We start from the raw sequence: 19,060 nt of genomic DNA on the forward strand, positions 1-19,060 counted from the left end.
GCTGTCCGGATGAAGAGTGCGGGCGGGCCCATGGACTGGGATGGTGCTGTCAACGCGTGGCATGTCTCCGGCGGTGTTTACCGCATGGGGCGGCGCGAATGGCTGACGGAGGCGGGCTGGCGGCAGGCGTACGACGACGGCATACGTACGGTGATCGATCTCCGCAACGGTGCCGAGGTGCAGCGCCGGGACAGCGACCCGTCGGTGGCCGACTCGGCATGGTCCGGCATCTCACTGGTCTCCGCGCCCACCGAAGAACCGGGCGATCCGCGCTTCACCGGACTTGCCGGCCCCTACCTCAACGATCCCGCCTACTACGCAGACAACGCGCGGCTCTTCCCTGGAAAGCTGGCGGCCGTCTTCAAGGCCCTCGCAACAGCGTCCCGCCACGGCGATGTGGTGCTGCACTGCGCCGCCGGCCGGGACCGTAGCGGCATGGTTGCAGCCATGCTGCAGGACCTGACGGGGGACTCCGACCAGGACATCGCCGAGGGATACCGGCGGGCAGCCCGCGGAATCAACGAACGCTACCGCACCCTCGGTCCTCCCCATGACCGCGAGCGCTATCTTGAGGAGCACGAGCTGGCGCCACTGCTGGAGGAGCGCGGCGACGCCGTCGTAGAGTTTGTGCGGGGCCTGGATACCAGGAAGTTCCTGCTGGCAAATGGGCTCGCCGAGGCCGAGATCAATGCAGTGCTGTCCCTCTGTGGAGCTGGGGTGGTTCGGTGAACAGGGGAAAACTGCGCCGGGCACTCTCGCTGGGCGCTGCCACGGGGATGCTGGCTGCGTCCGCCTACGTCGCTGTTCCGGCTTGGGCAACGGGGGACGACAGCACAGCTCCGGCAACCATGCCAGCCACGAGTCCCGCTGCCGGTCCGGCCGTAAGTCTTGCCGCGGAGACCCCGGCGCCCGCAGCTTCCGGCGGCATTTCCTCGACGGGTCTCGCGGGTGCGGTCCAGCGCGACCTCGGCCTGACGCCGGAGCAGTTCGACGCGGCAGGGGAGCTAAGCGTCCGGGCAGAGGCGGCCGCAGCCAAGCTCAGCGCCGTCCCCGGTTACACGGGAATCCGGGTGGCAGGCAGCAGGATCATCGTGGCGGGTTTCGGAGCCGGACTGCAGGCAGCCGTGCACGCGCTCGTCGCCGGCGCTCCAGGCCTTCCACTGGAGCTCGAAGCGGCAGCTGCGCCTGAATCAGCAGCGCCCACATCCACGGCACCCGGGTCCGAGCTTGCCGCCAGCACCGAGCAGCTTTTCCAGGCCTACGTGCGCGACGTAGGTATCACGGGCCTGCAGGCGGTGGTCAGCACTGGTACCAAGTTTGTCATCAAGACCGGTGGCGTCAATATGCCGGAAGCAGCAGGCGCGGCGGTGCAGTCCGCCACAGTTTCATCGGTGACGGAAGCAGGCACCGGGAAGATGTCGCCGTCGGAATTCGTGTCCAGATACGCCAACGTTGAACTGGCACAGGGAACCCCGCTGAAGCCGGAAGCAGACGTCCCGGGCGGAGTGGGCTATGCAGCGGACAGTGGATGGATTTGTTCGACAGGGTTCTCCGCGTTCACCCCGGCGGGCCTGCCAGCGGTCCTGACCGCCGGACACTGTGGCGAGGACGGCGCGTCCAAGACCGCTGACCTGCTACTTCAAGGAGCGCGGGCAGGGTTTCTGGGAAACTTCGAATTCAGTCAATTCGGCGGACCCGGCAACTCCCCGGTACTGCGGCCCAACAATGGCACCGACCCCGGGAACGTGGGAACGGACGTCTCGGTCATTGGTGCCCTCCGTGCGGATCTGGACCCGCTGCCCGCCGCTACCACCTGGGGCGACAAGTCCGTGTCGGGCCAGGACGTCAAAATCATCGGTGCGGCTGCCCCGGTGATCGGCATGGACGTGTGCCGTTCCGGCTGGCGGTCGGGGTGGTCGTGCGGCACCATCAGCGAGGTTGGGATTTACCTCATTGAGGGGACTAACTACGCAAAAGACGACACGGATCTCAGAGCTATCAGAGGCTTCGTGTCCCTGGATGTCCAATCGGCCGGCGGTGACTCGGGCGGCCCCTGGATCAGCGGGAACTTCGCAGTGGGCATCCATTCCGCCGGGGAAAGTGGAGGCGCTCAGAACTTCGCCCTGGCAGCCACCTTGCAGGATGCCCTCGAGGTGTTGCCCGGGTATCAGTTGGAAGTCTTCCTGAATAAGCCGGTGCTGAGCTCGCCTGCGCCTGGGGAAAGCGTGCAGGCAGGCCAGAGCATCTCAGGGGTGGTGCCCGCGGAGCCGGCCTCCGCGGCAGGAACCGCCGTCCGCATCACCCTGCCCGGCTATGAAACCTTCGACGTGCCCGTCGACGAAGCGGGCTACTGGAGCTTTAAAGCCCCGTGGCCTGCTGGCCAGTTGACCTTCCAGGCTGAAACGATGAACGGTTCCAGCCGCTCCGGGGCCGCGTCGCTGACGGCGGATGTTGCGCCGGCACCCCTGGCCGCCCCGACCATCACCGCGCCTGCCAGCCAGCCCTTGACGGAGTTGACAGCCCTTTCCGGCACGGGCGCTCCCGGTGCAACGGTGTCCCTGTCAGGCGATGTGGCAGGCTCCGGAACAGTAGGCCTGGACGGGCAATGGACGGCCCGCGTGGCAGGCCCGGCAGCTTTCGGGAATGTGATGGTCAAAGCTGTACTGTCCTCGCCGGGAACTGCCAACAGCCCTGCCGCCACAGCAACGGTTCAGGTAACGCCTCCAGATCCTGTCATCGCAAGCATTGATGACGGGCAGCACTTCCGCCAGGACGACCTGCCGCAATCAATTTCCGGCAGCGGCACCGAGGGGGCCGAGGTGACGGTGTCGATCGATGGCAAGCCCCTTTCCAGCCCCACGTCGGGCGGCCCGGCCGGATCCCGATCGGCCGCACCTGCCCTGGTTCCGCTGGAGCTGGTAGCTGGCGGAACCTGGAGGGTCCCCTTCCCTGACGGACTGGCCGCCGGAATCCACACTGTTTCCGTATCCCAGGCACTGGACGGACTCGTCTCGGCAACGGCCAGCGCATCGTTCGTCTTGGACCCTGCTCCGCCGCCGGCCCCGGCTGATCCGGCCCCGTCCGTACCGCCGGGTCCTGCGGACAGCCCGCCCGCCGTCGTCGTGCTCCCGGCCGTGAGCACCCCGGCTGATCTGGCCAACACCGGGGCCTCCGCACTCGTCCCGGCGGCAGGCGCTGCCGCGGCTGCGATCGTGGTCGGGGGCGTGCTGATGATGCTGGTCCGCCGTCGGAGGCGCCGCGCCCGCGGATGAGGTTTCGACAGGCTCAACCACCGGAACAGACAGGCTCAACCACCGGAAGACGCAGTTATTTGTGGCGCCTCATCAGCAGGTTGGTGATGCGCAGGGTGCAGAGCCGCTGGCCGGCCTCGTTGGTGATGACCACCTCGTGCGTGGTAAGTGTGCCGCCCAGATGAATGGGGGTGGCGGTGATGGTCACCTGGCCCTCGCGCCCCGAGCGGTGGTGGGTGGCTGAAACGTCCACGCCCACCGCCGTCTTGCCCATGGTGCTCGCGTGGATCACCGCCGCCCAGGACCCCACGGCCTCGCCCACGGCCAGGGAGGCGCCGCCGTGCAGCAACCCGAAGGACTGCCGGTTCCCCTCCACGGGCATGGTGGCCACCACCCGCTCCACTGACTCTTCCAGGATCTTCACGCCCATCTTCTCGTCCAGCTCGCCGAGGGTGATCTTCCACAGCTCGTGGGCATGCTCGTGCTCTGAAGAGGCATCCTTCTGTGATGGGGCGCCCATATCTTCTCCTCCTGGTTGGCCATTTCAGTCCCGGCCTTCTAGTCTGCACCACGGCACTTCATGTATGGTGAATATATTACCGAACGGACGGTCAGTAATCATGGCTGCCGTTGTCTGCCCCCTTGTTGGAAGGACCCGTCAACGATGACCACCACCGCCACAGCTCCCCAGGCCACGGTCGACACCGTGGAGACAGTGCCCAGCTTCATCATGGACCGGTGGTGGACGCCCGACGACGGCTCCGCAGGTTCCGCTGTCCCCGTCCGCGACGCGAGCACCGGGGAGATCCTGGCCAAAGTGAGCACCGAGGGGCTGGACCTGGGCGCCGTGGTTGAGCACGGCCGCACCACCGGACAGGCCGAACTCGGCCGGCTGACCTTCCACCAGCGCGCCCTCAAACTCAAGGAACTGGCGCAGTACCTGAACACCCGGCGCGAACACTTTTACACCTTCTCCGCCCAGACCGGCGCCACCAAAGTCGATTCCATGATCGACATCGACGGCGGCATCGGCGTCCTCTTCACCTTCGGCTCCAAGGGCCGGCGGGAGCTGCCCAACTCGCAGGTGGTGGTGGACGGGCCCATGGAGGTGCTGTCCAAGGACGGTTCCTTCGCCGGCGAACACATCTACACCCGCATCCCAGGCGTGGCCGTACAGATCAACGCGTTCAACTTCCCCGTCTGGGGCATGCTGGAGAAGTTCGCGCCCGCCTTCATCGCCGGCGTCCCCACCATCGTCAAGCCCGCCACCCCCACCGGGTACGTGGCGGCAGCCGTGGTCAAGGCGATTGTCGAATCCAACATCCTGCCCAAGGGCTCGCTGCAGCTGATTTCCGGTTCGGTCCGCGGGCTGCTGGATGTGCTCGATTACCGCGACCTGGTGGCCTTTACCGGTTCCGCCTCCACCGCACTGTCCCTGAAGTCCCACCCCAATGTGGTGCAGGGCGGCGTCCGCTTCACGTCCGAAACCGATTCGCTCAACGCCGCCATCCTCGGCCCGGACGCGGTGGAGGGCACGCCGGAATTCGATGCCTTCGTGAAGTCTGTGGTCACCGAAATGACGGCCAAGGCCGGCCAGAAGTGCACCGCCATCCGCCGTGCCATCGTCCCTCAGGAGCTGGTGCCGGCCGTTTCCGCCGCCATCGGCAAGCGCATTAACGAACGCATTGTCCTTGGTGATCCGCGGGCAGACGGCGTCACCATGGGCGCGCTCGCCTCCGTGGAACAGCTTGAGGACGTTCGCGCGGCAGTGCAGTCCATGCTCGACGCCGGCGGTGAGCTTGCGTACGGAACCCTCGATTCGCCGTCGGTCACCTCTGCCGACGGGTCCACCGGCGTGGTTGACGGCGGCGCGTTTATGGCGCCCGTCCTGCTGACCTGGCAGGACCCCGAGGCGGAGGAAGTGCACTCGCTGGAGGCGTTCGGTCCGGTTTCGTCGGTGATCGGGTACAAGGACATTCCCGACGCCGTCCGCCTCGCCGCCCGCGGCAACGGCTCCCTGGTCGCCTCGGTCTGCACCAACGATCCCGCGGTTGCCCGCGAACTCGTGACCGGAATCGCGGCCCACCACGGCCGCGTCCTGATGCTCAACCGCGAGGATGCACGTTCGTCAACGGGCCATGGCTCACCCGTGCCGCACCTGGTCCACGGCGGTCCCGGCCGCGCCGGCGGCGGCGAGGAACTGGGCGGCATCCGCTCGGTGATGCACCACATGCAGCGCACGGCCATCCAGGGCTCGCCCAACATGCTCACCGCCGTCACCGGCATTTGGCACTCGGGGGCGGACCGCAACTTCACGGTTGAAACCGAAGGAACCCACCCCTTCCGGAAGCCGCTGAAGACGCTTCAGATTGGCGACGCCGTCCGCTCCGACCTGCGCCAGGTCACCCTGGAGGACATCACCGCCTTCGCCAACTCCACCGGCGACACGTTCTACGCGCACACCAACCAGGAAGCCGCGGAAGCCAACCCCTTCTTCCCGGGCATCGTTGCGCACGGCTACCTCCTGCTGGCCTGGGGTGCCGGACTGTTCGTGGAACCCGCCCCGGGCCCGGTCCTGGCCAACTACGGCCTGGAAAACCTGCGCTTCATCACGCCGGTGGCCGCGGGCGACTCCATCCGGGTGACCCTCACCGCCAAGAAGATCACCCCGCGCGAAACCGACGAGTACGGCGAGGTGGCCTGGGACGCAGTGCTGACCAACCAGAACGACGAGATCGTGGCCACCTACGACGTCCTCACCCTGGTCGAAAAATAGCCCCACCCCCGGACGCTCTCTCACTTAACGCGCCTTTTTCCCGGACCCTCTCTCACTCTCCTGAGGAAAGTGAGAGAGGGTTCCGGGTTGGGCCGCATTAAGTGAGAGAGGGTCTGAATCGGGGGAAACGGGCAAGGGCTTTTCGGGCTGGCCGAGCGTAAGATTCTCCCCGTAGGAGGTGGCTAGATGAGCCTTAGATTGAACACAGTCACTACCGTCCTGCCAGTCGATGATCCACAGCGCGCCCGCCGGTTCTATACGGAAAAACTCGGACTCCCGCACCGTGGCATGACGGACGACGGAAGCGAACTCTTCGGCACCAACGGCGGCCCGATGCTGCAGCTGATGCCCGTATCGGATGGCAGGCATTCCGATCACACCGCACTGAGCTTCGAGGTTGCGGACATCGAGCGGACGGTCCGGGACATGGAGGCCAGTGGGGTGCAGTTCCAGGACTACGACCTGCCGAACCTTCGGACCAAGGACCATATCTGCACCACGAACTCGGAGAAGTGCGCCTGGTTTATGGATACCGAGCAGAACATCCTGTGCGTCCACGAATCGCTTGGCGTGCAGGCCGAGTACGAGCTCTGACTCAAGACCCGCAGAAAGCGGCAGGCGCGCCCCGGAGACCGGGACGCGCCTGCCGCTCGTTTACGACGCGGAAAGTGTCAGGATTCCGCGCCGCTGTGCAGGCCGTCGTCGCTGCTGTCGTCCGACGGCGCCGCCCCGGTCTGGTCCGACAGGTCCATGTTGCCGCGGGCCTCGTCCATAGTGGGCCCGCCGGAGGGCACGCTGTACGTGTCCGGGCGGATGCCGTGGGACTGTTCCTCGATCAGCGCCTGTTCTTCGCTGAAGCGGATTGCGTTGGCTTCGTCCGCGGAATCCTGCGGGATGTCCTCGCGGACTTTTGACGGGTCCGGAATGATGAATCCGGCGTCCGGTTCTTCCTTGGGGCTCATTGTGTAACCTTCCTCTCGGTTGTACTACTGGGTTGGCCGGTCAATCAGGTCCGCTTTGAGGTCAAGGCTCTGGTCGCCGCGCTTGACCTTGAAACTCACGGTATCGCCGGGATTGCGGTTGCGCAGTTCCGCCAAGAGCTTCTCGGGTGCCTTCAGCTCCACTCCCTCCATGGACTCCAGCACGTCTCCCGGCCGGATTCCTGCCCGTCCCGCGGGGCCGTCCTCATCCACGGACAACACCACGACGCCGGTATTCGCCTCGATGCCCAGCTGGTCCGCGATCTGGGGCGTCAGTTCGCCCGGGGTCAGGCCGAGGTAGGCGTGCTCGGCGGTGCCGTCGGCCAGCAGTTCCTCCGCAACCTGCACGGCGGTGGCCGCCGGGATGGCAAAGCCCAGGGAAACCGCTCCGGCCGACGGCGGGATGTAGGCCTCGCTGATACCAATGATTTCGCCCCGCATGTTGATCACGGCGCCGCCGGAGTTGCCCGGGCTGATAGGTGCGTCCGTCTGGATCAGGTCCACCAGGGACAGGCTGTTGGAGGCCGAGCCCGGAATGGACCGGTGCAGCCCGGAGATGATCCCGGCCGTCGCCGTGTTCTCGAAGCCCAGCGGGGACCCCAGCACCACGGCGCCTTCACCCACCCGCGGCAGTGTGCTCTGGTAGGTGGGCTTGGGCAGGGCCTTCCGGTCCGCCTGGACCAGGGCCAGGTCCGTGACGGCGTCGCTGGCCCTGACCGTTCCCTGCACCCGCTGGCCGTCAGCGAAACCGACCTCCACGCTGGTGTTGCCCTTGACCACGTGCTCGTTGGTGAGGATGAGGCCGTCCGCGGAATACACCACGCCGCTGCCGAGCCCGCCTTCGGTGAAGATGGTCACCACCGACGGGGCCAGATTCTCCACCAGCTCCGGGATGCCGCCGGCCACATCGGGTGCCGGCGCGGGGTTGCCCGCGGAAGCGCTGGCTGAACCGCTGGGGCCGGGGGACGTGCCGGCCGACGGCGAGGTGCTGCTGCCGGCCGTAGCGGCGCCGGACGTTTCGCTCGGGGCCGGCGGAGCCTGGGATCCTGTGCAGGCGGTCAGGGTCAGGGAAGCTGCCAACACTCCCGCTCCGGCCAATGTGCCGAAGCGGGCGGGACGGCGTAATCCCCGGCGGGCGCTGATGCTCATGGACTGCCTCCTGCGGATGCTGGCTGGTCCTACCACCGTAGCCGGGCAACAACAGAAATACCAAGCACACTTAGTATTTTTAGGGGTTGGAATCTCCGGGCCGGTCTCCCCGGGGGCTAAGGCTGGGAGTGGAGCCCGTCGAAGGCCATGGTGATGACGTCGTCGGCGAGCCGTTTCGGCGAGAGGGAACCGCCCGGTTTGTACCATTCCACGATCGAGTTGATCATGCCGAACAGCAGCCGGGTGACTGTCCGGGGGTCGATGTCCTGGCGCAGCGATCCTTCGTCCCGGGCGGCGGAGATCAGCCCGGCCACCTTGTGGTCAAAGCTGCGGCGCCGCTCCAGGGCGTCACGTTCAATCTCGGTGTTCCCGCGGAGCCGCAGGAGCAGCGTGACGAACGGCAGCCGCTCCACGAGGACTGCCACGGTTTGCCGGAGCACAAACTCGAGCCGGGCATCTGCCGCACCGGACGTGGCCTGCGGCTCCTTCAGGATCGCCTCGAGCCCGCCGAGAGCGTGGTCCAGGGCGAGCTTGAGCAGGTCGCCCTTGGACGGCACGTGGTGGTAGATCGCCGACTTCGAAATGCCCAGGTTGTCCGCCAGGATGCCCATGGACGTCGCGTCGTAACCGTGCCGGTTGAAGACGTCGACGGCGATGCGCAGCACCGATTGCTGGTCGTATCCGGGGCGGCCGCGCTTGGTGCCGGCGGTGCCGGCTGTATCAGTGGTGCTGGGCATAGTGGCTAGTTTCTCATGAACGGTCGGTCAGTCGGCGCAAGTCGGTCGGCGCAAGTCAGTCCGGCGCAGGCCCGACTACCCCTTCGGCCGAAGGTCGTAGATCCGGCGCAGCTTGCCGTTGGACCGCTCCAGCGAGCCCGGCTCCACCACGTCCACCAGGCACGAAGAACCCACGTGGATCTTGATCTGCTCCTTCAAGGCGCGTGCCGCCGTCGTGCTCTGCTCGGGGGTGACGGCGTCCCGCCGTTCAATGCGGACCGTCAGCTGGTCCATCCGCTGGCCTTCGGGGCGGGTGAGTTCGAGCTGGAAGTGCGGGCTGAGCTCGGGGATCCGGAGCGCGATTTCCTCAATCTGGGACGGGAAGAGGTTCACGCCGCGCAGGATGATCATGTCGTCGCTGCGGCCGGTGATGCGGCCCATGCGCCGGTGCGCGGGGCGGGCGGTGCCGGGCAGGAGCCGGGTGAGGTCCTTGGTGCGGTAGCGGATGATCGGCAGGGCTTCCTTGGTGAGGGACGTGAAGACGAGTTCGCCGTGTTCGCCGTCGCGCAGCACGTTTTCCTTGCCCGCCAGCGGGTTGAACGGGTCGATGATTTCGGGGCGGAAGTGGTCCTCCCAGATGTGGCTGCCGTCCTGGGTCTCCACGGACTCGCCGGCGACGCCCGGCCCCATCACCTCGGAGAGCCCGTAAATGTCGCAGGCCTTGATGTTCATCATCACTTCGAGCTCGTGCCGCATCTCCTGCGTCCACGGCTCCGCGCCCAGTACTGCGAACTTCAGCGACGTGGAGGCCGGGTCGATGCCCATGTGGGCCATGGCATCGGCGATGGTCAGCAGGTAGGTGGGGGTGGCCAGGATCGCGTCCGGCTTGAAATCTTGGATCAGCTGGATCTGGCGTTCGGTCTGGCCGCCGGACATCGGGATGACGGTGCAGCCCAGTGCTTCGGCGCCGGCGTGGGCGCCGAGGCCGCCGGTGAACAGGCCGTAGCCGTAGGCGTTGTGGACCTTCATGCCGGGACGGATGCCGGAGGCGCGGAAGCTGCGGGCCACGAGTTTGGCCCAGTCCGCCAAGTCCTGCTTGGTGTAGCCGACGACGGTGGGCCGGCCCGTGGTGCCTGAGCTGGCGTGGATGCGGGCTACTTCGCTCTGCGGAACCGCGAACATCCCGAACGGGTATTCGGCACGCAGGTCCTCCTTGGTGGTGAACGGAAAGTTGCCCAGGTCGCTGAGTTCACGCAGGTCGGCAGGGTGGACTCCGGCGTCGTCGAACTTGCGCTTGTACAGGGGCACGCGATCATAGGCGTAGGCCACGGTGTGCTGCAGGCGGGCGAGCTGGAGGGCCTCGAGCTCGTCGCGGGAGATGGTTTCCTCGCGGTCAAGCACGGCATCGGTCGCGGCCGGGGACACGGGGGTTTCGGGGGCATGGAGGGTCATGGTTTCCTACTTCTTGGGGATGGTCCGGCTGCGTCCGCGGAACTCGGCGATGAGTTCACCTGGCTTTTCGGGATCGGGTTGGGCATCGGCGTCGGCAGCGAAAATCTGGATGTCATACAGCCCGCTGCGGCCCGCGCTGGAACGGCGGTCGGCGACGGCGGTGATCACCTGGCCGCGGTAGGCCGGCTTGAGGAAGTTGATGTCGACGCCGGCGGCTACAGTGATGTTGTTCTCCTCGCCGGGTGCCGGGGTGGCCGGGTTGCAGGCCAGGGCGAAGGCGGAGTCCGCGAAGGCGAAGATCATTCCGCCGTGGGCCATGCCGAAGCCGTTAAGCATCTCCTGGCGGAGGGTCATCCGGATGGTGGCATGCCCGTCGCTGATGGCGAGGACCTCGATTCCCATCCAGATTGAGGCGTAGTCGTTCTCCAGGATGGGGTGGATAGCCCCGGAAACTGTTGTTTCAGCCATGCGTCATTGCCTCCAGCTTTATTTACCGAATGTTCATTAGGTAATCCCATGAGGGGGGCCGGTGTCAAGGGGAGAGGGAGCGGCGGGCACGTCCAAACCAGCCCGGTTTTGGCCTTGCCCAGCGCAACTTCCGGGGCGCCCGCCAGCGGATCACCCCAAAGCTGGGCTGGAATGGATGGCAGGCGGCCCGGGACGGTAAGTGCAAGGATGGAGTACCGGCACCAACAGACCTGCAAAGGGCGGACCATGGCCACAAGCATCTACGTCAGCGCAACCACCCCCGGATCGGGCAAGTCCCTCGTGGCCCTGGGCCTGGCGGACACCCTGCACCGCCACGCGGACAGGATCGGCTTCTTCAAACCCGTGGTCCACGGCCCGGACCCGGCGGACGATCCCATGGTTGCGCTGATGAAGTCCCGGTTCGAGCTGGAGGATGAGCGGTGCCGCGGCGGCCTCACGCACGAGGAGGTCCGGTCGCTGCTCGCCGAAGGAAAACGGGCGGACATCGACTCCCGCTGCGTGGAGATCTTCGCCGAAATGTCCCGCCACTGCGACGTGGTGATCATCGAGGGGACTGACCTTACCGGCCAGGACGCCGCCGTCGAATTCGACCTCAACGCCCGGCTGGCCAACAACCTCTCTGCACCGGTGGTGGCGGTAGTGGGCGCGAAGGGGCGGACCGTGGCGGAGGCGGCGGCCGCCGTCGAGGTTGCGCGCAAGGAGCTGGCCGCGGAGAAGTGTGCACTCCTGGCCATCATGGTGAACCGCGCGGACCCGGACGACGTCGAGGCGATCGCCGCCGCCGTGAAGCCCGGGGCCTCCAAGCGGCCGGTGTATGTGCTGCCCGAGCTGGAGGCGATTGCGCGCCCCACCACCGGTGAGGTGGCTGCCGCGCTGGGTGTGCGGCAGATTGCCGGCAGGGCGGACATGGAACGCGACGTCCGGGACATCAAGGTGGCGGCCATGAACGTGGGCAACTTCCTGAACGTTCTGGACGAGGGCGCCCTGGTGATTGTGCCCGGCGACCGCGCGGACGTGATGGTGGCGTGCCTGGCGTCGTCCTTCTCGCCCGAGTTTCCGGTGGCGTCGGCGCTGATCCTCACAGGGGGCCTGGCGCCGGACGCGAACATCTACCCGCTCCTGGCGCAGGCGCCGTTCCCGGTGTTCGCAGCCACGGACGACACGTACACCACGGCCCGCCGCGTTTCGGAGGTCCGGAGCGAGATCTGGTCCGGGCACCGGCGGAAGGTGGCCTCGGCCCTGGGGCTCTGGTCCCGCACCGTGGATGAGGCGGAGCTGGTGGAAAGGCTGCACCTGCCACGGGCCCAACGCATGACCCCGCTCCGCTTCCTGCACGACCTCATCGAACGCGCCCGGGCCCAGCGCCGGCACGTGGTCCTCCCCGAAGGGACCGATGTAAGGATCCTGCGGGCGGCGGAAATCCTGCACCGGCGCGACGTCTGCGACCTCACCGTGCTGGGCCCGGAATCGGATGTCCGTGAACTGGCGGCCGCCCGTGGCATCGACCTGTCCGGGATCAACATCGTGGACCCCGCAACGTCGGACCTGCGGCAGAAGTTCGCGGAGAAGTATTCGGAACTGCGGGCGCACAAGGGCGTTGACCTGCCCAAAGCCTTGGAGATCATGCAGGACGTCAGCTACTTCGGCACCATGATGGTCCAGCTCGGCGTTGTGGACGGAATGGTGTCCGGGGCTGCGCACACCACGGCGCACACCATCCGGCCCGCGCTGGAGTTCGTGAAGACCCGCCCGGGCGTGAAGATCGTGTCCTCGGTGTTCCTGATGCTGATGCCGGACCGGGTGCTGGTGTACGGCGACTGCGCGGTGAATCCGGATCCGAACGTGGAGCAGCTGGCGGACATCGCGCTGGCTTCAGCCGAGACCGCGGCCCAGTTTGGCGTGGAGCCGCGGGTGGCCATGCTGTCCTATTCCACGGGCGGTTCCGGTTCGGGCGAGGCCGTGGAACAGGTGCGGCAGGCCACCGAACTGGTGCGCCAGCGCCGCCCGGACCTCGCCGTCGAAGGCCCCATCCAGTACGACGCCGCCGTTGACGCCTCCATCGCCGAATCCAAGATGCCGGGCTCTTCAGTGGCCGGGCAGGCGAGCGTGTTCATCTTTCCAGACCTGAACACCGGCAACAACACGTACAAGGCGGTGCAGCAGAGCTCGGGAGCGGTCGCCGTCGGGCCTGTCCTGCAGGGCTTGCGGAAGCCGGTCAATGACCTCTCCCGCGGCTGCACGGTGGAGGACATCGTGAACACCGTGGCCATTACGGCCATCCAGGCGCAGGCGCCGGCCTCCTAGGCGCGGGGTCTCGATGGGCTTAACCACCGACGACGACGGCCCCCGCCTGATGCTTTGCGGCGGGCCAGGGTTGCGCCGCGGCCAGGAACACCGCTTGATTCCTCCAGACAGGGGACAATTCGGCCGGGCGGGCGCACAATAAGGGGACAAACAGGGGCCGGCCCTGGTTCCGGGCGTCGAGGACGGTACAGGATGAAAGAGGTTCGAGGCAGGGCGGCACTGCTGCTGATGGCAGCGCTCTTACTGGGCGGCTGCGCCCCTGGCGGCGGAAGTCCCGGAACCGGAACAGCGCCGTCCGGGGGAGCCGGTTCATCGGCCGGAGCGTCGAACGCGGCGGCAAGCATCACCATCAAGGATTTCAAGTACGGCGAGCCGTTAACGGTGGCGCCTGGCGCCGTTGTGGCGGTCACCAACATGGACTCCGCGCCCCATACCGTCACGGCTCAGGAGGGCAAGGCATTTGACGTTGAAGTCGGCGGAGGCGGGGCCACGGCCACGTTCACCGCCCCCTCAAAGCCGGGCTCGTATCCGTACTTCTGCACGTACCACCCCAACATGAAAGGCACGCTGACAGTCAAATGAACATGGCCCTGAGAATTCTGACGGCAGTGGCGCTGTTCATCGACGCCGGAGTGCACATCCATCTGGCCCCCGGTTATCAGGCCGCCAACCCCGGCGGGATCGGGCAGGGCAACCTGTTCCTGCTCGAATCGGCCGCGGCGGTGCTGGTGGGCTTCTACGTCCTGATCCGGGGCAGCAGGCTCTCCTACGCCATGGCACTGGCTGTCGCATTGAGCGCTTTCGCAGCCGTGATGCTGTACCGCTACATCGACATTCCGGCGATCGGTCCCATGCCGGCGATGTACGAACCCGTTGTGGTTCTTCGAAAAGGCACTCAGCGCCGTCGCCGAAGGTGCGGGAGCCGTCCTGGCCGCTATTGGCCTTGCCCGCGCCGGCTCCAGGCGCCGGATCGCCGGATCGCCGGGGTCCCTGCGGGGGCATGCCGCCTAAGCGCCGACACCGAAATACCAGCCCGCGCGGTCCGCGTGGGGAGTCTGGCCCGGTCCGCCGCGTCGCGCTTCGCCGCGGACGAAGCAGGTCAGCTGTTGTCCGGCTTTACCAGGCTTTGGTCGTCCTCCTGCTTGGCCGGCTCGTCTGAGAGGCCCTGCGGCGTGAGGTCGAGGTCACCGGTGTTTTCCGGCGCCTCCGGAGCGTCGCCGGTCTCGGCTGCCTTGAGGTTGCCCGTATCGTCCAGGGCCGGGTTGGATCCTTCGACGCCGGTGGGGTCCTTGGTGCCGGAGCCTGAGCCGGCGTCGGTGTCTGCTTGTGGATTGAGGGGTGCCGTGCTGCTGGATCCCGTGTTGGTGGGATCGTTCTCGTCGATCGAAGCGGGCTCGTTCGTCATGGAATGTCCTTTCGGGCGTGGTCCAGCCTGTCTGCCGACTCTAGGCACAGCCCGCGCCCATCCGCAAGGAAACCGTGCGGCTGCCCAGCCTATAGTGGGGTTTGAACTGCAGAAGCCAGGCTCAGGAGGCCCGCATGCTCGTGCTCGTCATCAATTCCGGCTCGTCCTCGCTCAAATACCAAGTGCGCGAAGTTGCTGCCGGGAGCGTCCTCACCGAGGGGCTGATCGAGAAGATCGGTATGGGCAACGGCGGCGACGGGGACGGCGAAATAGAGGGCCCGCGGGATCATGCAGAGGCGCTCGAGCAGGTGGACGCCGCCATCCACCAGGAGCTGGGCGGCCTGGAGCTGGCAGCCGTCGGGCATCGCGTGGTGCACGGCGGCGAGCGGTTCGCCGAGCCGGTCCTGATCAACAACGAAATCACCCGCGCCATCGAACGGCTCAACCCGCTGGCGCCCCTGCACAACCCCGCCAATGTGCTGGGTATCCGGGCCATCACCCGGAAGTGGCCGGACATGCCGCAGGTGGCCGTGTTCGATACCGCGTTCCACCGCACCCTTCCCGAACACGCCTGGCGCTACGCCGTCCCGGACGAGCTGTACACCAACCACGGCATCCGCCGCTACGGGTTCCACGGGACGTCGCACGAGTACGTCACCCGCCGCGCCGCCACGCTGCTGGACCTTCCGGTCAGCGACTTCGACGGCGTCATCGCCCACCTGGGCAACGGTGCCTCGGTCACAGCTGTCCAGGGCGGACGCTCGGTGGACACGTCCATGGGTTTCACACCGCTGGAAGGCCTGGTGATGGGGACGCGCTCGGGCGATCTGGACCCGTCCATCCTCGTGTTCCTCGCCAGGGCCGGCTGGAGCCCTGAGGACATCGACTCCATGCTGAACCGCGAGTCCGGGCTGAAGGGCCTGGCCGGCAACAATGACATGCGCTCGGTCGTGGAGGCGGCCGAGGCCGGGAACGAGAAGGCGGCCACCGCGCTCGCGGTCACCTCCTACCGGCTCGCGAAGTACATCGGCGGTTACCACGTGGCCGTGGGCGGGGCCAAAGCCATCGTGTTCACCGCGGGCATCGGCGAAAATTCGCACCAGTTCCGTGCGCTCGTGGTGGATAAGCTGGGAGCGCTGGGGGTAGAGCTCCACCGCGGCCTGAATGCTGAACGGTCCAGGGAACCCCGCGTCATTTCCACCTTGGGCTCCGCCATTCCGGTGCTGGTCATTCCCACGGACGAGGAACGGGCCATCGCGGAGGCGACGGCCGCCGTCGTCTCCTCCTCGACTGCTGCGTAACGGTCCTTGCGGGCGTTCCAAACGATCCTGGGCCCTACGCTGCCAGGGGGGCCTGTGGGGAACAACGGATTGGTCAACAGGCATCAGTAGGTGTCGTAGTCGCAGGGTTCGACGGCAGGGTCGGCCGGAGTGTTCGCGGCGAGATCGCGGAGCTTTGCAATGAGGTTACGGGTGCCGGCATCCTGATCGAGGGTGGTGTATACCGGGGCTGCGGCATTGCGGAAGCCGGCCAGCTGCTCTTCGGTTGCCATCACCACTTTGCCGCCGTCCTGGCAGTACTTCCGCGCCTCCGCCGAGACGGTTGCGAGCAGGGACGAGGCCCATTCCCTGGTGTAGTCCGCCGCGTCCTGGAGAATCTGCTGCTCGTCCGCATTGAGAGCAGCTCTTGCTTTTTCATTGATCACGATCGTGTTGATCTTCGAGTGGACCACCAGGTTGCCGGTAGCGATTGCATGCCCTGTTTTATTCAGGGCTCCGGGCAAATTGGAAGCGTAGCCGAGCGAGGATTCAGCGCCGCCCACCTTTCCGCCCTCAACTCCTTCACCGAATTCCTGGTCAGCGAGATCCTGTGGCAGGGCGCCGAGGGATTCCAGGACAGCGTAGGTAGTGGTGGAAAGGGGTGCCCTGACTGCCATTCCCCGGATGTCGTCCGGCGAGAGGATTGGCGTGGTGAACGAGAACAGGACCCGCGGGCCGTCCGGGAACATGGCCAGACCGGTAACGCCCACGTCCTTGAGGCCGGCCAGCATCCCCTGCGCGTACTCCGGTTTCACCGCTTCCTTGATGACGGCGCTGGATGTCACCAGGAAGGGGGCGGAGAGCGCCCGGAAGGACAGCACTCCCTCGGTGTCCCAGGTCCGCGCCGGGATGACTGCCATTTCGAGGTCTCCAGTCATTACTCTTTGCGCGACGAGCTGGTCCCAGCCCCTGACCTGCTCGCCGCCGGCCCTGAAGACCGGCTCGATAACCAGGCTCCCGCCGGAGCGTTCCTGGACCTGCCGGGCAAATTCCTCGATCTGGCCGCGGGTGGGTACATTCCCGTCATCCTGCGTGCCGATGCGAAGGACTTTGGCGTTGGCCACCGCAGTCGTCACGGCCTGAGTAGGGCCCTCCGTGCTCTCCTCGTAAGTGCACGCCGCGAGGGTCAGCAACATGCTGAAGGCGAGGGAAGCGGCCCAGGGCGTCGCTGGCTTCAACATAGCCACAACCTTGAGGAGAAGGGACAACGGGAAACGCCAAGAAACCAGGCACCAGCAGCCCGTACGCGAACCCTACTCCGGGGAGGTTGCCAGAGCAACGGCGAGCGCACCACCGCGGAGGCGACTGCCGCCGTCGGCATGGCGTAGCCTCTCATCCATGCCGGAAATCACCCTTCCCATTCGAACCGAGCGGCTGATCCTGCGCCGCTTTGAAGGCAGCGACCTGGACGCCTTCCACGCCTACCACTCGCTGCCGGAAACCGCCCGGTTCCTGCCCGGACCGGCCAAGAGCTATACGCAGTCGATGGAACGGGTGGGCCACTACGCCAACTTCGTGTTCGAAAAGGAAGGTGACTGGGTGGCCTTGGCCATCGAGTCGGCGGCGGACGGCGTGCTGCAGGGCGAAGTGGTGCTCAAGTGGCTGCCCGGCCAAGGCCAGGGCGAAGTGGGCTGGAGCCTGGCGCCGGGTGCCAGGGGCAAGGGCTACGCCACTGAGGCCGCGGAGGCGATGCTGCGGCTCGGATTCGAGGACGTGGGCATGCACCGGATCGAGGCACGCCTGGACGAGCTGAACACAGCATCCGCCGACCTATGCCGCCGTCTGGGCATGCGGCAGGAAGCGCGGCAGGTGGACAAGTGGCATTACAAAGGCCAGTGGGCCACCGAACTGATCTACGCGGTCCTGGCCGACGAGTGGCGAGTGGGCCAGGCCGCAAAACGGCTGAAGCCGGGTGCCCCTGGTTGAGCCTATTGAGGCCCCGCAGCGAGGTTTCGACAGGCTCAACCACCGGCTCTCGCAGGCTCAACCACCGGCTCTCCCAGGGCCATCTACCAAAAGAACCTACGCCCGGCCTCTGAGGATCAGGTTCCAGTAGACATGCGGGAAAATGTCCCGGTCCACCACCCAGGACAGCCTGCTCTCGTTCCAGGTGGGGACTCGGGGGACGGTGGGCATGGGCCGGTAGCGGTCATCGAACTCGGCGAACACCACGGTGTTCCGGGACACCGTGAACGGGCAGACCGAGTAGCCGTTGTACTTGGCGGGCAGCTGCTTCCCTTTCCGGGCGGCTACCAGGTTTTTGGCCAGCACGGCCGTCTGCTTGCGCAGTGCCCCGCCGGACTTGGAATTGGTGGTCCCGGCGGCATCGCCCAGGGACCAGATGTTCGGAAACCGGATGTGCCGCAGGGTTTGCCGGTCCACCTCCACAAACCCGCCGGCGTCACCGGAGGCAGGCAGGTTGGTCGCTTTGAGCCAGTCCGGCGCCGACTGTGGCGGGACACCGTTGAGGACGTCGTAGTGCAGCTTCTCCTCCACGCCGGTGGTGGTGTTCCTGATGGTGGCCAGCTGGCCGGCCGCGTCAACGGACACCAGCTCGCTGTTGGTCCACAGCTCAATGCCGTACTCGGCGATCTTGCGGTCCAGCTCCCGGTCTACCTCCGGCACGCCGAACACCGTGGGGTAGGGCTGCACCATCACCACCCGGATCCGGTCCAGCACGCCCTGTCCTTTCCAGTAGTCACAGGCCAGGTACATCGGCTTCTGCGCCGCGCCGCCGCATTTGATCGGACCCGCAGGCATGGTGAACAGGGCGGTGCCGGATTTCAGCCCGCTCAGCAGCGTCCAGGCCTTCGGCGCCAGCTCGAACTCGTAGTGGGAGGCGCCGTGTGGTGAATGGACAGCTTCGGCGAGGCCGGGCACAGCATCCCAGTCATACTGCAGGCCCGGGCAGACCACCAGCTGCCCGTACGCCACCGTGGCGCCGGACTCAAGGGTCACCGTGTTTGAATCAGTGTCGATCCCGGCAGCCGCGTCCCGGACCCAGGTGGCGCCCTTCGGAATCAGCGGTTCCTGCGGCCGGACCGCTTCCTTCGCTGAGGCCCTGCCCCCGGCAATGTGCGAGAACAGCGGCTGGTAAAGATGGTGGTCCCGCGGTTCCACCACGGCCACATCCTTGACGCCATACCGTTCCAGCCGGGCGGCGAGGGAAATACCCGCGTTGCCGCCGCCGATGATCACAACCTCATGCTGGGCGGCCAC

At 66.6% G+C, this 19,060-nt stretch carries 18 protein-coding genes; 9 read left to right on the plus strand and 9 right to left on the minus strand.

Annotated elements, in window-relative coordinates; translation table 11 throughout:
* The first annotated feature begins 9 nt into the window (after positions 1–9).
* Both QF047_RS03345 and QF047_RS03350 read left to right on the plus strand, forming a co-directional pair.
* Positions 10–729 (plus strand): tyrosine-protein phosphatase, encoded by a 720-nt coding sequence (locus QF047_RS03345; protein ID WP_307273927.1) that lies wholly within the window; start codon positions 10–12, stop codon positions 727–729.
* Positions 726–3,272 (plus strand): trypsin-like serine protease, encoded by a 2,547-nt coding sequence (locus QF047_RS03350; RefSeq protein WP_307273929.1) that lies wholly within the window; start codon positions 726–728, stop codon positions 3,270–3,272. Before QF047_RS03345 ends, QF047_RS03350 begins: the two co-directional genes overlap by 4 nt.
* A gap of 55 nt (positions 3,273–3,327) precedes the next feature.
* Here QF047_RS03350 and QF047_RS03355 read toward each other — a convergent pair whose 3' ends face one another.
* Positions 3,328–3,771, minus strand: coding sequence for a PaaI family thioesterase (locus QF047_RS03355; protein WP_307273933.1), 444 nt, complete (start codon positions 3,769–3,771; stop codon positions 3,328–3,330).
* 144 nt (positions 3,772–3,915) lie between these two features.
* Between QF047_RS03355 and paaZ the strand changes: the two genes are divergently transcribed.
* Positions 3,916–6,027 (plus strand): phenylacetic acid degradation bifunctional protein PaaZ, encoded by a 2,112-nt coding sequence (gene paaZ, locus QF047_RS03360; RefSeq protein ID WP_307273936.1) that lies wholly within the window; start codon positions 3,916–3,918, stop codon positions 6,025–6,027.
* A gap of 186 nt (positions 6,028–6,213) precedes the next feature.
* Positions 6,214–6,621 (plus strand): VOC family protein, encoded by a 408-nt coding sequence (locus QF047_RS03365; protein WP_307273941.1) that lies wholly within the window; start codon positions 6,214–6,216, stop codon positions 6,619–6,621.
* 77 nt (positions 6,622–6,698) lie between these two features.
* Here the strand turns inward: QF047_RS03365 and QF047_RS03370 are convergent, their stop codons facing one another.
* From QF047_RS03370 to QF047_RS03390, 5 genes are all read right to left on the minus strand, one after another.
* Entirely contained in the window at positions 6,699–6,989 is a 291-nt protein-coding gene (locus QF047_RS03370; protein ID WP_306635462.1) for a hypothetical protein, read from the minus strand.
* A gap of 24 nt (positions 6,990–7,013) precedes the next feature.
* The gene (locus QF047_RS03375; RefSeq protein ID WP_307273946.1) at positions 7,014–8,156 is read right to left on the minus strand and encodes a trypsin-like peptidase domain-containing protein; all 1,143 of its coding nucleotides are present in this window, start codon (positions 8,154–8,156) and stop codon (positions 7,014–7,016) included.
* Between the two features lie 116 nt (positions 8,157–8,272).
* Entirely contained in the window at positions 8,273–8,893 is a 621-nt protein-coding gene (locus QF047_RS03380) for a TetR/AcrR family transcriptional regulator (protein ID WP_307273948.1), read from the minus strand.
* Positions 8,894–8,968: 75 nt separating this feature from the next.
* Positions 8,969–10,324 carry a phenylacetate--CoA ligase PaaK gene (gene paaK, locus QF047_RS03385; RefSeq protein WP_307273949.1) on the minus strand — a complete coding sequence of 452 codons (1,356 nt, stop codon included), beginning with the start codon at positions 10,322–10,324 and terminating at the stop codon, positions 8,969–8,971.
* A 6-nt stretch (positions 10,325–10,330) separates the two neighbouring features.
* On the minus strand, positions 10,331–10,792 hold the full coding sequence (locus QF047_RS03390) for a hotdog fold thioesterase (protein ID WP_306635454.1): 462 nt from the start codon (positions 10,790–10,792) through the stop codon (positions 10,331–10,333).
* A gap of 246 nt (positions 10,793–11,038) precedes the next feature.
* Between QF047_RS03390 and pta the strand changes: the two genes are divergently transcribed.
* The 3 genes from pta to QF047_RS03405 all read left to right on the plus strand — a co-directional run bounded on the left by pta (position 11,039) and on the right by QF047_RS03405 (position 14,128).
* On the plus strand, positions 11,039–13,117 hold the full coding sequence (gene pta / locus QF047_RS03395; RefSeq protein ID WP_307273954.1) for a phosphate acetyltransferase: 2,079 nt from the start codon (positions 11,039–11,041) through the stop codon (positions 13,115–13,117).
* 192 nt (positions 13,118–13,309) lie between these two features.
* Positions 13,310–13,699 (plus strand): cupredoxin domain-containing protein, encoded by a 390-nt coding sequence (locus QF047_RS03400; RefSeq protein WP_307273957.1) that lies wholly within the window; start codon positions 13,310–13,312, stop codon positions 13,697–13,699.
* Between the two features lie 291 nt (positions 13,700–13,990).
* A complete protein-coding gene (locus tag QF047_RS03405) occupies positions 13,991–14,128 on the plus strand; it encodes a hypothetical protein (RefSeq protein ID WP_307273959.1) in 138 nt (45 codons plus the stop codon).
* An 88-nt stretch (positions 14,129–14,216) separates the two neighbouring features.
* Here the strand turns inward: QF047_RS03405 and QF047_RS03410 are convergent, their stop codons facing one another.
* A complete protein-coding gene (locus QF047_RS03410) occupies positions 14,217–14,522 on the minus strand; it encodes a hypothetical protein (protein WP_306635448.1) in 306 nt (101 codons plus the stop codon).
* 134 nt (positions 14,523–14,656) lie between these two features.
* Here QF047_RS03410 and QF047_RS03415 point away from each other — a divergent pair, with 134 nt between their 5' ends.
* Entirely contained in the window at positions 14,657–15,823 is a 1,167-nt protein-coding gene (locus QF047_RS03415) for an acetate kinase (protein ID WP_307273964.1), read from the plus strand.
* A gap of 83 nt (positions 15,824–15,906) precedes the next feature.
* On the opposite strand, the gene QF047_RS03420 is transcribed toward QF047_RS03415, so the two are convergent.
* A complete protein-coding gene (locus QF047_RS03420) occupies positions 15,907–17,022 on the minus strand; it encodes a TRAP transporter substrate-binding protein (RefSeq protein ID WP_307273967.1) in 1,116 nt (371 codons plus the stop codon).
* A 157-nt stretch (positions 17,023–17,179) separates the two neighbouring features.
* On the opposite strand from QF047_RS03420, the gene QF047_RS03425 reads away from it, so the two are divergent.
* Positions 17,180–17,767 (plus strand): GNAT family N-acetyltransferase, encoded by a 588-nt coding sequence (locus tag QF047_RS03425; RefSeq protein ID WP_307273970.1) that lies wholly within the window; start codon positions 17,180–17,182, stop codon positions 17,765–17,767.
* 96 nt (positions 17,768–17,863) lie between these two features.
* On the opposite strand, the gene QF047_RS03430 is transcribed toward QF047_RS03425, so the two are convergent.
* The gene (locus QF047_RS03430) at positions 17,864–19,060 is read right to left on the minus strand and encodes an NAD(P)/FAD-dependent oxidoreductase (RefSeq protein ID WP_307273973.1); all 1,197 of its coding nucleotides are present in this window, start codon (positions 19,058–19,060) and stop codon (positions 17,864–17,866) included.

Origin of the sequence: Arthrobacter sp. W4I7, from assembly GCF_030816215.1 — a bacterium.
GTDB lineage: Bacteria > Actinomycetota > Actinomycetes > Actinomycetales > Micrococcaceae > Arthrobacter > Arthrobacter siccitolerans_A.

Coding starts and splice junctions, on each gene's coding strand:
- QF047_RS03355 (WP_307273933.1), bottom strand. CDS start 3,771: ATGGGCGCCCCATCACAGAAGGATGCCTCTTCAGAGCACGAGCATGCC.
- QF047_RS03420 (WP_307273967.1), bottom strand. CDS start 17,022: ATGTTGAAGCCAGCGACGCCCTGGGCCGCTTCCCTCGCCTTCAGCATG.
- QF047_RS03375 (WP_307273946.1), bottom strand. CDS start 8,156: ATGAGCATCAGCGCCCGCCGGGGATTACGCCGTCCCGCCCGCTTCGGC.
- QF047_RS03345 (WP_307273927.1), top strand. CDS start 10: ATGAAGAGTGCGGGCGGGCCCATGGACTGGGATGGTGCTGTCAACGCG.
- QF047_RS03380 (WP_307273948.1), bottom strand. CDS start 8,893: ATGCCCAGCACCACTGATACAGCCGGCACCGCCGGCACCAAGCGCGGC.
- paaK (WP_307273949.1), bottom strand. CDS start 10,324: ATGACCCTCCATGCCCCCGAAACCCCCGTGTCCCCGGCCGCGACCGAT.
- QF047_RS03365 (WP_307273941.1), top strand. CDS start 6,214: ATGAGCCTTAGATTGAACACAGTCACTACCGTCCTGCCAGTCGATGAT.
- QF047_RS03390 (WP_306635454.1), bottom strand. CDS start 10,792: ATGGCTGAAACAACAGTTTCCGGGGCTATCCACCCCATCCTGGAGAAC.
- pta (WP_307273954.1), top strand. CDS start 11,039: ATGGCCACAAGCATCTACGTCAGCGCAACCACCCCCGGATCGGGCAAG.
- QF047_RS03410 (WP_306635448.1), bottom strand. CDS start 14,522: ATGACGAACGAGCCCGCTTCGATCGACGAGAACGATCCCACCAACACG.
- QF047_RS03400 (WP_307273957.1), top strand. CDS start 13,310: ATGAAAGAGGTTCGAGGCAGGGCGGCACTGCTGCTGATGGCAGCGCTC.
- paaZ (WP_307273936.1), top strand. CDS start 3,916: ATGACCACCACCGCCACAGCTCCCCAGGCCACGGTCGACACCGTGGAG.
- QF047_RS03415 (WP_307273964.1), top strand. CDS start 14,657: ATGCTCGTGCTCGTCATCAATTCCGGCTCGTCCTCGCTCAAATACCAA.
- QF047_RS03370 (WP_306635462.1), bottom strand. CDS start 6,989: ATGAGCCCCAAGGAAGAACCGGACGCCGGATTCATCATTCCGGACCCG.
- QF047_RS03425 (WP_307273970.1), top strand. CDS start 17,180: ATGCCGGAAATCACCCTTCCCATTCGAACCGAGCGGCTGATCCTGCGC.